The organism is Amycolatopsis sp. NPDC114504 (genome assembly GCF_055633595.1).
Genome location: NZ_JBVKDU010000001.1, coordinates 461,292 through 475,032, shown reverse-complemented (window position 1 = coordinate 475,032; position 13,741 = coordinate 461,292). Strand labels below are relative to the sequence as shown.

Annotated in this window: 11 protein-coding genes; 7 read left to right on the top strand and 4 right to left on the bottom strand. The window is 74.3% G+C overall.

Translation table 11 applies throughout. From position 1 onward, the window contains the following. The first annotated feature begins 6 nt into the window (after positions 1 to 6). The 5 genes from ACZ7PG_RS02280 (at position 7) to ACZ7PG_RS02260 (ending at position 8,543) form a co-directional block, all read left to right on the top strand. Positions 7 to 393 carry a DUF805 domain-containing protein gene (locus ACZ7PG_RS02280; RefSeq protein WP_470237269.1) on the top strand — a complete coding sequence of 129 codons (387 nt, stop codon included), beginning with the start codon at positions 7 to 9 and terminating at the stop codon, positions 391 to 393. A gap of 43 nt (positions 394 to 436) precedes the next feature. After that, positions 437 to 2,212, top strand: coding sequence for a serine/threonine-protein kinase (locus tag ACZ7PG_RS02275; RefSeq protein ID WP_470237268.1), 1,776 nt, complete (start codon positions 437 to 439; stop codon positions 2,210 to 2,212). Positions 2,213 to 2,299: 87 nt separating this feature from the next. After that, positions 2,300 to 3,478: a right-handed parallel beta-helix repeat-containing protein gene (locus tag ACZ7PG_RS02270; protein ID WP_470238983.1), complete on the top strand. Its 1,179-nt coding sequence runs from the start codon at positions 2,300 to 2,302 to the stop codon at positions 3,476 to 3,478. Between the two features lie 2 nt (positions 3,479 to 3,480). Further along, entirely contained in the window at positions 3,481 to 4,272 is a 792-nt protein-coding gene (locus ACZ7PG_RS02265; protein ID WP_470237267.1) for an FHA domain-containing protein, read from the top strand. Beyond that, on the top strand, positions 4,269 to 8,543 hold the full coding sequence (locus ACZ7PG_RS02260) for an Hsp70 family protein (protein ID WP_470237266.1): 4,275 nt from the start codon (positions 4,269 to 4,271) through the stop codon (positions 8,541 to 8,543). Before ACZ7PG_RS02265 ends, ACZ7PG_RS02260 begins: the two co-directional genes overlap by 4 nt. Here the strand turns inward: ACZ7PG_RS02260 and ACZ7PG_RS02255 are convergent. Then, a complete protein-coding gene (locus tag ACZ7PG_RS02255; protein ID WP_470237265.1) occupies positions 8,533 to 8,943 on the bottom strand; it encodes a hypothetical protein in 411 nt (136 codons plus the stop codon). The two genes, ACZ7PG_RS02260 and ACZ7PG_RS02255, sit on opposite strands and share 11 nt — an antisense overlap. Before the next feature lie 9 nt (positions 8,944 to 8,952). Next, entirely contained in the window at positions 8,953 to 9,354 is a 402-nt protein-coding gene (locus ACZ7PG_RS02250; protein ID WP_470237264.1) for a MerR family transcriptional regulator, read from the bottom strand. A gap of 67 nt (positions 9,355 to 9,421) precedes the next feature. On the opposite strand from ACZ7PG_RS02250, the gene ACZ7PG_RS02245 reads away from it, so the two are divergent. Both ACZ7PG_RS02245 and ACZ7PG_RS02240 read left to right on the top strand, forming a co-directional pair. Next, positions 9,422 to 10,558, top strand: coding sequence for an oxidoreductase (locus ACZ7PG_RS02245; RefSeq protein WP_470237263.1), 1,137 nt, complete (start codon positions 9,422 to 9,424; stop codon positions 10,556 to 10,558). 34 nt (positions 10,559 to 10,592) lie between these two features. Then, the gene (locus ACZ7PG_RS02240) at positions 10,593 to 11,540 is read left to right on the top strand and encodes an NAD(+)/NADH kinase (RefSeq protein ID WP_470237262.1); all 948 of its coding nucleotides are present in this window, start codon (positions 10,593 to 10,595) and stop codon (positions 11,538 to 11,540) included. Between the two features lie 223 nt (positions 11,541 to 11,763). Here ACZ7PG_RS02240 and ACZ7PG_RS02235 read toward each other — a convergent pair whose 3' ends face one another. Both ACZ7PG_RS02235 and ACZ7PG_RS02230 read right to left on the bottom strand, forming a co-directional pair. Continuing rightward, a complete protein-coding gene (locus ACZ7PG_RS02235) occupies positions 11,764 to 12,432 on the bottom strand; it encodes a hypothetical protein (RefSeq protein WP_470237261.1) in 669 nt (222 codons plus the stop codon). Beyond that, on the bottom strand, positions 12,429 to 13,700 hold the full coding sequence (locus ACZ7PG_RS02230) for a P-loop NTPase family protein (RefSeq protein WP_470237260.1): 1,272 nt from the start codon (positions 13,698 to 13,700) through the stop codon (positions 12,429 to 12,431). Before ACZ7PG_RS02230 ends, ACZ7PG_RS02235 begins: the two co-directional genes overlap by 4 nt. Between the last annotated feature and the right edge of the window lie 41 nt (positions 13,701 to 13,741).

Here is a 13,741-nt window from a genome sequence, read left to right as displayed (position 1 = left end):
CGCCGCATGCACTTCGACGGCGTCGCGGAGAGAAGCAGGATCGGCTTCGGGGCCGCGCTGGCCCGGGCGGTGCGCCTGAGCTTCCGGTGCCGGGGCCGGGCGTCGCGGCCGGAGTTCTGGTACTTCTTCCTGGCCTACGTGCCGCTGGTCCTGGTGCTCGGGGGCGTCGAGAACGTCGTGGACGAAGAGTGGTTCTACACCGTCGCCACCGTGCTCTACCTGCCGTGGCTGGTGCCGTTCGTCAGTGTCGGGATCCGGCGGCTGCACGACACCGGGCGGTCCGGCTGGTGGTGCGTCGGCGTCATCTCGTGCATCGGCTGGATCCTCCTCACCGTCTTCTGGAGCGAGCGGGGCAAGCCGGGGGAGAACCGGTTCGGCCCGCCGCCACGGTGACAGGGGGTCAGCGGCGTGTCACGGCGTTCCCTAGACTGCCCCCGTGGGCAAGGGGCGAGTCGTGGCCGGCCGGTACCGGCTGGAAGAGGAGCTCGGCCGGGGTGGGATGGGCGTCGTCTGGCGGGCGGCCGACCTCGAGCTCGGCCGGCAGGTGACGCTCAAGCGGTCCCTCGGCGAGGACGCCGGGCAGATCCGGCGGGAGGCGCGGATCGGGGCCGGGCTGCTGCACTCGAACGTCGTCACGGTGTTCGACACGGTCGCCGACGGCGACGCGCAGTGGCTCGTCACGGAGTACCTCGCCGCGCGGAGCCTCGAAGAGCTCGTCGACGACGGCGGGCCGCTGCCCGAGGACCGGGTCCGGCGGATCGGCGCGCAGCTCGCCGCGGCCCTCGCGGAAATGCACGCCCGCGGCATGGTCCACCGCGACGTCAAGCCCGGCAACGTCCTGGTGACCGCCGACGACGTCGCCAAGCTGACCGACCTGGGCATCGCGCGCTGGACCGAGGTCACCCGCACCGGCGGCGCCCAGCTCACAGGCACGCTCGGGTACGTCGCGCCGGAGGTGGCCGACGGCGGTGAAGCCGGTCCCGCGTCGGACGTCTTCTCCCTCGGCGCCACCCTCTACGCCGCGATCGAAGGCCGGTCGCCGTGGGGGTCCGGCGAGGACGGCCCGTTCGCGCAGATGCGCCGGGCCGCCGGCGGACGTCCGGCGCCGGCCGAGCGCGCGGGGCCGTTCGCGCCGGTGCTCGCCGCGCTGATGGCCCGGCACCCCGCCGACCGCCCCACCGCCGCCGAGGTGGTCACCCTGCTCACCGCGGACGCGCCGGTCCCGCGGCGCCCGCGACGGCACCTGCGCCGCCGGCTGCTCGCCGGGGCCGCGGTGGTGGTGGCGGCCGCGCTGGTGGCCGGGTTCGTCCTGACCCGGTCGTCGCCGGCGACCCCTGCCCCGGCCGGGCCGAACACCCTCGGCGCCGACCCCGCCGCGACCGACCCGTGCGCGGCGATCTCGACCGACTCGCTCGTCCCGTTCGGGCAGCCGTTCGTGGACCCCGAGGTGCTGGACTTCGGCACGTGCGTGGTCACGACCACGCTGTCCGACGACTCCGGTCAGGTGCAGAGCGTCCTCTCGCTGACCGGCCCGCTGCGGTACCCGACCCGGCCGCCGGTGCCCGGCAAGGTGGGCGACATCGAGCGCCCCGAGGAGCGCGACGGCAAGTGCGTTCGCGCCATTTCGCTGGCCGACGCCAACCGGATCGGCGTCATGTCCCACCGGGTGGACCGCGCGGAGGACGCGCCGCTGTGCGCCTTCTCGGAGGCGGTGCTGTCCGGCGTGCTGGCCAAGCTCGCCAACGGCCCGCTGCCGGTGCGCGAGCGGCCGTTCCCGGAGTGGTCGCTGGCGCACGTCGACGCCTGCGGCCTGCTCGACGCCGCCACGACGTCGGGCGCGCTGGGCCAGGCCAAGCAGCCCGACCGTGAGTTCGGCGGCTGGGGCTGCACCTGGGAGCACGACCCGCGCACGATCACCGTCGAGTACAGCCGGGAATGGCCGATCGAGGCGGACTCGGACGTGCCCGGCGACCGGATCCGCGTCGGCAACCGGAACGCCGTCGTGGCGCCGGTGCCGGGCGGGCGGCCGGAGTGCGCCGTCGAGGTCGTGCACCGCTTCTACACCCCGGTGCTGCCGGTGCTGCCCGGCACCGACCCGCACCGGGAGGAGGTCGTCACGGTGTCGGTCCAGGACGCCGGGGCGGCCGACGGGACCGCGCTGTGCGCGACCGCGCGCTCGCTGGCGGAGGACCTCGTCCGACGGCTGCCGTGAAACCGGGGACCGGTCCCCGGCGACCTCGGTTAGACAGTGCTTGTCGGGGAACGCGGCCGGGGAAGGGACGGGGACGAGAAAGTGGCGATGCGGGTACTGGCCGGGGTGGCGCTGCTGGTGGCCACGACCGTTCCGACGGCCGAGGGGGCCGCCGGACCGGCGCCGCGGATCCTGCACGTCGGTCCGCACGGCGAGTACGCGGCGGTCCAGGCCGCGGCCGACGCGGCCCGCCCGGGTGACACGGTCGCGATCGAGGCCGGCACCTACCCGGGCGGGCTGACCATCCGCCACGACGGCGCCCCGGGCCGTCCGATCCGGTTCACCGGCGCCGGCGGCACGGCCGTGCTGGCCGGGGGCGGCGGCCTGGCCGTGGGCGGGCACAGCCGGCTGGAGTTCACCGACGTGACCGTGGCCGGCTCGACCCGCTTCGGCGTGTACGCCGAGGGCGCGCACGACCTCGTGTTCGACCGCTTTGGCGTCGACGGTTCCCGCGACGGCGGGCTCGTGCTGGTCGGCACGCGGCGGGTGCGCGTCGCCCACTGCGACATCCGCGGCACCAACTCCCGCGGCACCGCGGCCGACCACGAAGCCCTCAGCATCGCCTCGGGCTCGTCGGACGTCGAGGTGTCCGGCTGCCGCGTGCACGACAACGGCGAGGAGGGCATCGACGTCAAGTACGACGACGCGGCCCGGGTGAAGATCCACCACAACGTCGTGACCGGCAACCGGGGGCCGGACGTCTACGTCGACTCGTCGTCCACTGTGGACGTCTACGCCAACGTCGTGGGCGGCACCCGCGAGGCCACCAAGGCCGGGATCGGGCTCGCCGTCGAGGACTACTCGGAAAGCTGGCTGCTCTCGGACGTCCGGGTCTTCGACAACCTGTCCACCGGCAACGCGCAGGCCGGGCTGAGCCTCTGGGTCGAGTCCACCGGGACCATGCGGAACCTCGAGATCGTCAACAACACCTTCGCCGGCAACGGCCGCGGCTCGGTGCTGATCGACGCCGACCGCTTCGCCGGGACGAACACCCTGCGCAACAACGTGTTCGGCGACGGGCCGGTCGCCGCCGGGCCGTTCGCCGCCGACCACAACCTCGCCGGGGACCCGGGCTTCGCCGATCCGGCCCACGGCGACTACCACCTCGTCGCGGGCTCGGCCGCGGTCGACGCCGGCAGCCCCGCGCACGCCCCGGCGGCCGACCTCGACGGGGTCGCCCGGCCCGCCGGCGCTGGCTTCGACATCGGCGCCTACGAGCGGAGGTAGCCGTGGCCACCGGACGCCTCGACCCGCACCGTCAGCACAGCCTGCGCCACGGCGTCGCCGACGTCGTGCCGGGCACGCTGAGCGCGCTCACCGTGACCGGCGGCGTCGCGGTGCCGCCGTCGCCCGGCAGCCGGGTGACCTTCGGGCGCAACCGGCTGGAGGTCGACGTCTGCGTCGGCGAGGAGGACGTGCGGATCAGCCGGATGCACGGGCTGCTCGTGCGCGAGCGGGACCGCTGGTGGCTCAGCAACACCGGCCGGTCGCCGATCCGGCTGTCCGACAGCGTCCTGCTGCACCGCGACGGCGAACCGCTGCCGCTGGCCGAGGGCTACACCGCGCTGTTCCTGCGCGGCACGCGTGAGCACGTGCTGGAGCTGCTCGTCTCCGACGGCGAGGCCGGCGTCACCACGCGCCGCCCGACCCAGCCGACGGCGCCGCCGAAACGCTGGCGGCTCTCGCCGGAGGAACACCTCGTGCTGGCCGTGCTCGGGCAGCGCTACCTCGGCTACGACCCCCAGCCGCTGCCGCTGTCCCGGCAGCAGGCGGCCGCCGAGCTCGCCGAGCGGCGGCCGCGCGAGAACTGGACGGCCAAGCGCGTCGAACACCTCGTTTCCCGGGTCCGCCAACGGCTTTCCGACGCCGGGGTGCACGGGCTGCGGCGGGAGGAGGTGGGGGAGCCGGTGGGGCTGACGCTGACCGTGAACCTGCTCCGCGAGCTGGTGCTGTCGACTACCCTGGTGCCGATGGACCTGGAGTGGCTCGAACTCCCTGACGCCCCACTGTTCCCCGGATGAGCGAGTCCCGCCTTCTCGACCTGTTCCGCGGCGGTCCGGAGAAGCGGCTTGCGCGTGCCACGGCTCGGCTCGCGGCGGGTTTTGCCGAACCGCCCGCCGCCCGGGTGATCCGTGCCTATCGCACCGCTTTGCGGCTGGCGTTGCGGGTGGACAGCGCTCAGGCCGAAGAGCTCTTCCGGCGGTACGACAACAGAATCCCGCCGGAGCGCTACCCGCTGACGGCGGCCGACGAGCCGTGGCTGACCGGCTCGGACCTGCCCGCGACGACGGTCGTGTTCGAGGTGGTGACGCGGCTGGGGTTGCCGGCGGCGCAGCTGCGCGCCCGGGACCGGCTGGCCGAGCTGTTCACCGGCGCCGCGTCGATCGTGCGCGCCTTCGATCGGTGGCGGGCGCTGGGCGTGCTCGACCTCGACGTCGTGACGCGGGTCCTACGCGGCTACACCGCGGAGGAGTTCGCCGGCGACGAGCAGATGTGGCGCCTGTTTTTTGCGCACCTGCTGCCGGAGCTGGTGCCGGAGCTGTTCGAGGTCCGGCGGTTCCTCGGGCACGGCGCTGCGGCCGTCCGGCTGGCCGCGACGCGAGAGCAGGAACGGCAGGCACTGGACATCTGCCTGGCCAGCGCGGAGATCGATGACGTCACGGCCGGGCTCGCCCTGGCACGCGACCGCGGCGACGTCGTCACTGCGTTGTCCGGACGGCTGGGAGACCTGCTGGCCGGCGCAGGCCGGTACGCGGAAGCGTTGCCCGCCTACGAAGAAGCCGGCCGCCTCGACGGGATGAGCCGGTGCCACGAGGAGCTCGGGCAGTTCGCCGAAGCGCTCGTGACGTGCCCGCCCGGGCAGGACGAGCGTCACGACGGGCTGGTGGACCGCTTCGAGGCCGGCGTCCACCGGCTGATCGAAGGGGAGGACTTCGCCGAGGCCGCCCGGCAGCTGCGGCAGGTCCTCGACCACGGTGAGCACCCCCGGCTGGCCGAGCTGCGGGCGACGCTCCTCGGGGTGACGCGCCGGCACTTCGGTGAGCTGCTGCGCCGCGGCGGCGACCGGCGGGACGTCCTCCGCGCGTGGAGCCGGGTCGAGGAGGCGGCGGGGGAGCACGCCCTGGCGGCCGCCCGCGCCGAGGACGCCGGCGACTTCTTCCGCGCCCACCAGCTGTTCCGGCGCGCCGGACGGTACGGCGAGGCGGTCCGGGTGCTGCGGGACGACGACACGCCCGACGCGCTGACCGCCCGGGCCGAGGCGTGCGGGGCCGGGGGTGACGCGGCCGGTGCGGCAGCGCTGTACGACCGGAGCGGGCTGCTGGAGCGGGCCGTCCCGCTGTACCTGGCGGCCGGCTGGTTCGCCGCCGCGGCGGACTGCCTCGTGCGGTGGCTCGGTGACGCCGCGGCCGACGACGTCCGGCTGGCCGAATGCCTGCGCCGGACCGGCGACCACGACGAGCTCGCGCGGCGCTGCCTCACGGCGGTCGAGGCGCGCGGCACCGCGTCCCCGGCCGCCGGCGTGCTGCGTGAGCTCGTCGACGACGGACTGGTGCCCCCGCACCTTCGTACGCGAGTCACCGAGGTGCTCGACGCGCTGGGCGCGCGGGACCGCGTCCGGTTCGAAGAGCGCGCGCAGGCGTGGGTCACCCGGGCGCGCGCGGACGTCGACGCGCGCTACAGCGGTATCTGGGGGTTCGACCTCGGCACCACGACCTGCGCCGCCGCCGTCTACGACACCGAGACGCGGCAACCGGTGTTCTGCCCCTGGAAGGGCGAGGTGCACTTCGCCTCGACGGTGAGTGTGGACCGCGACGGCACCGAGCTGGTCGGCCTGCACGGCGAGGAGACGCTCGTGCCGTGGCTGGTCGGCCACATCGACGCCGCCAAGCGGAAGATGGGCCGGGGCACGCTCTTCAAGGTCCGCGACCGCACGTTCCGGCCGGAGGAGGTCGCCGCCCGGCTCGTCCGGCACGCCCGGGGCCTGGTCGAGACCTTCCTGGCCGAGCGGGTGCGCGAGCGCGTCGCGGACCTGGCCGCCGAGGAGCTGGGCGAGGTGCACGAGGACTGGCTGTCGTGGGCCGAGCGCAACCACGACCTGCGGCTGGAGCGGCCGCGGGTGGTCGTGACCATCCCGGCCTACTTCACCAACAACCAGAAGGCCGCCACGCGCACGGCCTGCCGCATCGCGGAGGTCGACCTCGTCCGGCTGATCCACGAGCCGACGGCCGCGTGCATCACCGCCGCGCGCGAACGGCGGCTCGGCGGCGCGATCGCCGTCGTCGACCTCGGTGCCGGCACGCTGGACCTGAGCCTGCTCGACGTCGGCGAGAACGTCTACGACGTGCGGGAAGTGGGCGGGGACAGTGCCTTCGGCGGCAAGGACTTCGACACCGCCGTCGCCGCGGCGCTGGCGGGCGAGCTGGAGCGGCGCGCTATCGCGGTGCCGTCGAGCGGCTCGGCGCGGCGGCGCCTGGCGATCGCCGCGGAGCGCCTGAAGGTCGAGCTGTCCGCGCGGGAGCACGCCGAGTACGAGCTGCGCGGCTTCGGCGACGGCGACGTCCGCCTGGAGCTGACGCGCGCCGAGCTGGCCGGGATCCTGGCCGGGCAGCTGGCGCACCTGCACGAGATCTGCGCCGCGTTCAGCTCCTCGGTCAAGACCCGTCCGGACCACCTGGTGCTGATCGGCCGCCCGATGTTTTCCCCGCTGGTCAGGGAAACGGTCGAGCGCGCGTTCGGGCTGCGCCGCACCGTGGTGGCCGATCCGCGGACCGCGGTGGCCGGGGGCGCCGCGCTCCTCGGCGCGATGCGCGACGGCTCGCTGGACGACATCGTCCTGCTCGACGTGACCCCGCTGTCGCTGGGGATCCGGGTGCACGACGAGCACGACCGCGAGAGCCTGACCGAACTCGTGCCGCGCTCCACGACCATCCCGGCGACGCGCTCGAAAGCGTTCACCACGCACGCCGACAACCAGTCCGTGGTGCGCGTCGAGATCTTCAACGGCGGCCTCGACCAGGAGTCGAAGATCGGCCAGTTCCTGCTGTCCGGGATACCGCCCGCCGAGAAGGGTGTGCCCCAGATCGACGTCACGTTCGAGATCGACGCGAGCTGCGTGCTTTCGGTGACCGCGCGCGACCGGGCCACCGGCAAGGCCGCTTCGATCCGGATCGCCGACACCACCTTGCTTTCCCCGCGCGAAGTCGCCGAACTGACCCGAAGCTACGAACGGCAGCGGGAAGTCGAGCGGCGGCAGCAAGAGCTCGCGGACCTGCGTGAGCGGCTGCGCGAGCTGGCGGCGTCCACAATGGACGACGACAGTGACGCGGCGTGGCAGGAGTTCCGGCACCGCTTGGGGAGTCACGTTCCCGTGCCCGGCGCCGACGACGCCGGGCTGCTGGTCGAGATGTTCGGCGAGGCCGGCCGGACCGAGCTGGACCTGCGTCGCGCGCGGGAGTCGGTGCGCGAGGCCGCCGTCGCGGCGTTGAACCACCTCGACCGGCCCGGCAGCGAGCCGGCCGCCGATTTCGCCGAAACGACGCGGCTGACCGATGACCTGACCGCCCGGATGACCGTGCTGCGCGACCTGGCGACCAGGATCGCCCGCTGGAACGCGGTCCTCGTGCGGCTGGCGCTGGCCGAGCCGGATCCGCTGCGCCGGTTCCGTACGCACTACGCGGCCGGCGACTACCGGCAGGCACTGGCCGCGCTCACCGAGCCGCCCTCGGCCGCCGACGACCGCCGCCGGTACGCCCGCTGCCTCGCCGAGACCGGCGACGTCGAGGGCTACCGGAAGTTCCGCCGGGCCGAACCCGTGGAGGTGCCGTCCGCGCTGGTCAGGGTGGGCGCCCGCGCCGGCTTCCTGGTCTCGGACCGGCTGGTCGTCACCGGCCGGGCGGGCCTCACCGCGGACGCCGTCGTCGCCACCGGCCGCGGCGCCCGGAGCGTGACCCGGACCCACCTGCCGGACTCGCCGGAGCACGCCGTCGCCGTGCTGCGGCTGGCCGAGCCGGTGGAAAACACCCCGCTGCCCCTGGGACATCCCGCGCTGGTGCGGATCGGCGACCGGCTGCGGACGTCGGACGGCGAAACCGGCCTGGTCGACCGGTGCGACACGGCGGCAGGAGTCCGGCTGTTCCACGTGCGGGTGGCGCCCGCCGACGTGGGCGGGCCGGCGCTGGACGAACTCGGCGAGGTGATCGGGGTCGTGGTGGCGGCCGAGCCCGGCGGAGTGCTCGTGCTCGGTGTCGACGCTCTCGATCCGCCGCTGGCCGAGGCGGGGTTCAGTCGCTGAAGTCGCCGTTGAGCGACTGGGTCGACGCGCCGTCCCCGCTGCCGCTGGTCTGGCCCCAGGGCTGTCCGTCCACTGTGGCCGTCGCGTTCACCTCGCCGCCGGCGGAGAGCATGACGATGTTGTAGACGTGCTTTCCGGTGTGGGGCGCGAAGCTGAACGTGCGGCTCCACGGCAGCTTGACGTCGTTCTCTTCGGTCGTCTCGCCGTCGACCGTGGAGGTCAGCTTCGTGAGGACCGCCGTCCCCGCGATCTTGATCTCGAGTTTGTGCGGCTGGGCCAGGGGAGCGCTGGACGTGGCAGCGGTTCCCGGTGTCGCCGGTGCGGGCGACGATGTCCCGCCGACGCCGGCCGAACACCCGGCGAGCAGGACGGTGGCGGCGAGCGCGCGCAGGAACCTCATGCCCCGACTTTAGTGCGGACGGCAGGGTTTCGGGGCGTTCTCGGCGACGATCGACGGCGGTGGCGCGCAGGAGTCCGCGCCCGCGGAGGTGATGATGGTGTCCAGCCGTTCCCGCGCGCCGGTCAGCTCGCGGACCAGCTTGTCGATCCGGTCGCGTTCGGTGACGAGGAGCTCGAGTACTTCCGGGGTCGCCCGGCCGGCCCGGACGGACGGCATGATCGCCTGGATCGACTTGCTCGACAGCCCCGCCGCGTAGAACTGCTGGATCAGCCAGACCACGCCCACGCCGGCGTCCGCGTACGAGCGGTGCCCGCCGGCGCTGCGCTCCGGCACGAGCATCCCTTTTTCTTCGTAGTAGCGCAGCGCGCGCACACTGACGCCGGTCTTCTCGGCGAGCTCTCCGATGCGCATGGGCCCTCCCGGCGTGATCTGCGGCACAAGACGTTGAACCTCACGTCCACGTCAGATTCTAGCCTGGGTGTCAACCGACCAGGAGGAGCTGAGATTCGTGGAAACCCGCGCCGCACAACTGCTTTCCCGCCCGATCACCGTCGGCGGCCTGACGCTGCCCAACCGCGTCGCCATGTCCCCGATGACCCGCGGGTTCTCGCCCGGCGGCGTGCCCGGGGCGGACGTCGCCGCGTACTACGCCCGGCGAGCCGCCGGCGGCACCGGGCTCGTGATCACCGAAGGCTCGTACGTGAACCACCCGTCCGCCGGCCAGCACGACCTGGTCCCGCACATGTACGGCGACGACGCGCTGGCCGGCTGGGCCCGCGTCACGGCGGCCGTCCACGACGCCGGCGGGCGGATCTTCGCGCAGCTGCAGCACGTCGGGATGGCGCGCCTGGCCGGGGATCCGCCGTACCCGGACGCTCCGGCGATCGGCCCGTCGGGTCTGCCGCTGGAGGGCACCGTCCGCGGGCACGCCATGACGCGGGCCGACATCGACGCCGTGCTGTCGGCGTTCGGCGAGGCGGCCCGGGAGGCGGAACGCGCCGGGTTCGACGGCGTCGAGCTGCACGGTGCCCACGGCTACCTGATCGACCAGTTCCTGTGGTCGCGGACCAACCGCCGCACCGATCGCTACGGCGGCGGCGTGCGGGCGCGAGCCCGGTTCGCGGCCGAAGCCGTCGCCGCGGTCCGGGCCCGGGTGGCGCCCGGCTTCCCGGTGGTCGTGCGGCTGTCGCAGTGGAAGGCGTCCGACTACGCGGCCCGGCTCGCCGACACACCCGAGGAGTTCGGCGTCATCCTCGGGGAGCTGGTCGACGCGGGCGTGGACGCCTTCCACGCCTCCACCCGGCGTTACTGGCAGCCCGCCTTCGACGGCGCCGACCTGAACCTCGCCGGCTGGGCCAAGAAGCTGACCGGGAAACCGGCGATCACGGTGGGTTCGGCGGGCCTGGACCGGGAGTTCACCGCGAGCATGGCCGGGGAAGCCGCGAGCCGCGCCGGGATCGACGACCTCCTGGACCGCCTGGACGCGGACGAGTTCGACGTCGTCGCCGTGGGCCGCTCGCTGCTCGCCGACCCGGACTGGACGGCGAAGATCCTCGACGGCCGGGACGACGACATCGTCCCGTTCACCCCGGCGGCACTGGGCGTCCTCGGCTGAGCGGGCCGGGCACCGGACGGCCACAATGGACCTCATGGCAGGGTCCGAGATCACGCGCGTCGGGGTGGTGGCGCACCCGCGGAAGCCGGTGCACGAGTCGGTCGACGTGCTCGTCTCCTACGCCGAGCGGCACGGGGTCGAGCTGGTGGTCCGGGGCACCGACGCGGCGCAGGTCGGGGCCGGCGTGGCGGTGGTGCCCGACGCCGAGTTCGCGGCCGGCGTGGACGCCGTCGTCAGCCTCGGGGGCGACGGGACGATGCTGGGCGCGATGCGGCTGGCGGTGGACCGGCCGGTGCCGGTGCTCGGGGTCAACTACGGCAACGTCGGCTTCCTGGTCGAGATCGCCCCGGCCGAGCTCGCCGGGGCACTCGAACGGGTGCACACCGGGGACTTCGAAATCGAGCCGCACAGCTGTATCGCGGTCGAGGAAGGCGACGCGGCGGTGGTCGCGTTCAACGACGTCGTCGTCGGCGGCGCCGAGCCCGGCGCGACGGTGGAGGTCGACCTGCTGGTCGACGGGGCGCAGTTCGGGTACTACCGCTGCGACGCGCTGATCCTGAGCACCCCGACGGGCTCCACCGCCTACAACTACGCCGCCGGCGGACCGGTGATCTCGCCGGCGGCGGAGGTGCTGGCGGTGACCCCGGTCGCGTCGATGTCGGGGGTCAGCCGCTCGATCGTGTTACCGGCGCGCGACGTCGTCACGCTGCGCGGCGTGGCCCGCAGCGCCCCGCCGATGCTGCGCGTCGACGGCAACGCGTGGCGGCCCCTTGACCCGGCCACCCCACTGACGGCAACCCTGCGCCCGGACGCGGCCCAGGTCGTCCGCCTCGACCCCGGACGCCACGCGCGGCGCAGCCGGGTCAAGCTCAGCCTGCTCGACCTGCCGCTGCGTCCGGAGCAGATGGCCGAGCTGTTGCCGACGGAGATGCGTGAGGACCTGGCCCGCCTGCGGGAGCGTCGGCAGCTGCCGGAGCACTGAGCCGGCGCGGGCAGGCCGCGAGACTTGCGGTGGGGACCGGGATCCGCGGGAGCGTTGAGCCGGCGCGGGCAGGCCGCGAGACCTGCGGCGGGGACCTGGCCCGCCTGCGGGAGCGTCGGCAGCTGCCGGAGCACTGAGGCGGCGCGGGGTGCCTGCCCCGCACCGGGTCGTGGTCGCGCGGGCAGGGCGGCGAGACCTGCGGCGGGGACGGGGATCCGCCTGGCTACGGCGGAGGCGTCGGCGTAGGCGTGACCGAGTACCGCACGGTCGTCCCGTCGCGCAGGCACGTCGCTGCCGGGACAGCCGGCGTCGCCGGCAACGCCACGACGTCAGGGGCGCACTGCGGCGGTGGCGGGACGTCGTCGTCCGGCCAGAGCAGCACGGTGACCACCACGCCCACCGCGACCAGCGCCCCCGCCCCCGCCCACACCAAGCCGCGGACCGGCCGCGCGGGCTCACTCGGCGGCGAGACCTCCGGTGAGACCGGGGGACGAGCGACCTCGATCGCGAACGGCTCCGAACGCTCCGCCCGGAAGCCCTCCTCGTCGGCGAGAAACCGTTGGTACGCCGACAAAGCAGCAGCCTCCGTCCGGACCAGCGCGGCCGGCGCCTCCAGCGGATCGCCGGACGGGCTGAGGAAACCGTGCAGCAGCACCAAGGGGCGGCCGTACTCGTCGCGGGGTTCGCCGCCGGCCTCTTCCGTGGTCACCGCGTGCTCGGCCCAGACCAGCACGCCGTGCGGTGTCGGCGCGGTGCGCGACGGCACGTCGTCCAGCGGGGTCGCCGTCGCCTCCAGGAAACCGTGCTCCCGCAGGAAACCCGGGACCAGCAGCGTGGCATAGCCCTGCCGCCGTCCGCGGGCGACCAGGAACGGCCAGGCCCGGCCCGTCACCAGTCGCCCCAGCGGTCGCCGCCGAGGCGGGACACCGGGAGCTTCGCCTCGAGCACCGCGACCTGCCGCTGCAGCTCGCCGACCACCCGCCGCCGGGCCTGGACGTAGTGCTCCGCCATCCGGTCGGCCTCGCCGAGCCTCGCCATCCGGGCGCCGCGCGCGGCCGGGTCGTCGTCGTACGGGGACAGCGTGTCGAGCAGCAGCATCAGGCCGGACTCGGCGACCAGGCCCGCGCCGAGGGCGGACGCCAGCACCCGCGCGGCGTGCGCCGTGAAGTGGGCGCCGAGCGTCCGCAACGCCTCGGCCGGGCCCATCCGCGTCCGCCGTTGCGCGGCCGCGAGCAGCTCGGCACGGGTGGCGCGGTCGAGCGAAAGCTCGGTCTGGCGCAGGATGTCCGGCACCACCACCGCCAACGCGGCCTCGACGTTGCCCGGCCGGAACCGCCCCTCGGGCTTCTTGCGGACCACCCCGTCGGTGAAGACGGCGAAGTCGTGCCCGACGGCCGTCGCCGGGATCAGCCGGACGATGCGCCGGGCACTGTGCATCCGGACGAGGTCGTTGAACCCCGGCGTCGCCATCAGCCGGTCGCGCACGATCCGCAGCCGCTCGTTCTCGTCCGGGTGCAGGTGGTCGAGCAGGTCCCACTTGGTGATCACGAAGACGATCGGGCTGCGCACCGGCAGCATCGCGTTGATCATCGCGTCGAGGGACGCTTCGAGCATGAACGCGCCGCGCTGGTCGCCCTGGGTCGCCTGCAGCAGGCGGAAGCCGTCGATGATGCCGACGAGCGCGTCGGCACCGGCGATCGCCTGCAAGAGCGTCGCCTGGGCGGTCGACCCCGGCGCGTCCGGGTCGGTCAGCAGCTCGCCCGGGTACTCGAGGTAGCCCAGCTTGACGACGGGTTCGGTCGCCCCGCCGACGTCGGTCATCACGCTGAACTCGAACTCGCGCAGCTCGCCGCGGGTCGTGCCGCGCGGCCACTCCTCGTGGACGTCGGCCGCCTTGCGGTACCACCGGTTCAGCTCGATCAGCTGCTCGTGCGGCACGCGCAGGTAGAAGCCGCGGTCGCCCGGGGTCTGCAGGCGGCGGTAGATCCCGGTCAGCAGCAGGGTCTTGCCCGAGCCCTGCAGGCCCAGCGTCACGATCCGGAACGCCGGGACCCCGCCGGGCGGCCCGGCCAGCACCGCCGCGGTGCGCTTGCGGCGGCGCCGGCGTGTGAGAAGCACGACCACCAGCACCAGGACGAGAACGATCAGCACGACGCCCACGGTTTCTCCCCTTCCCTCGCCGGGGACGGAGTCGCGGGGCC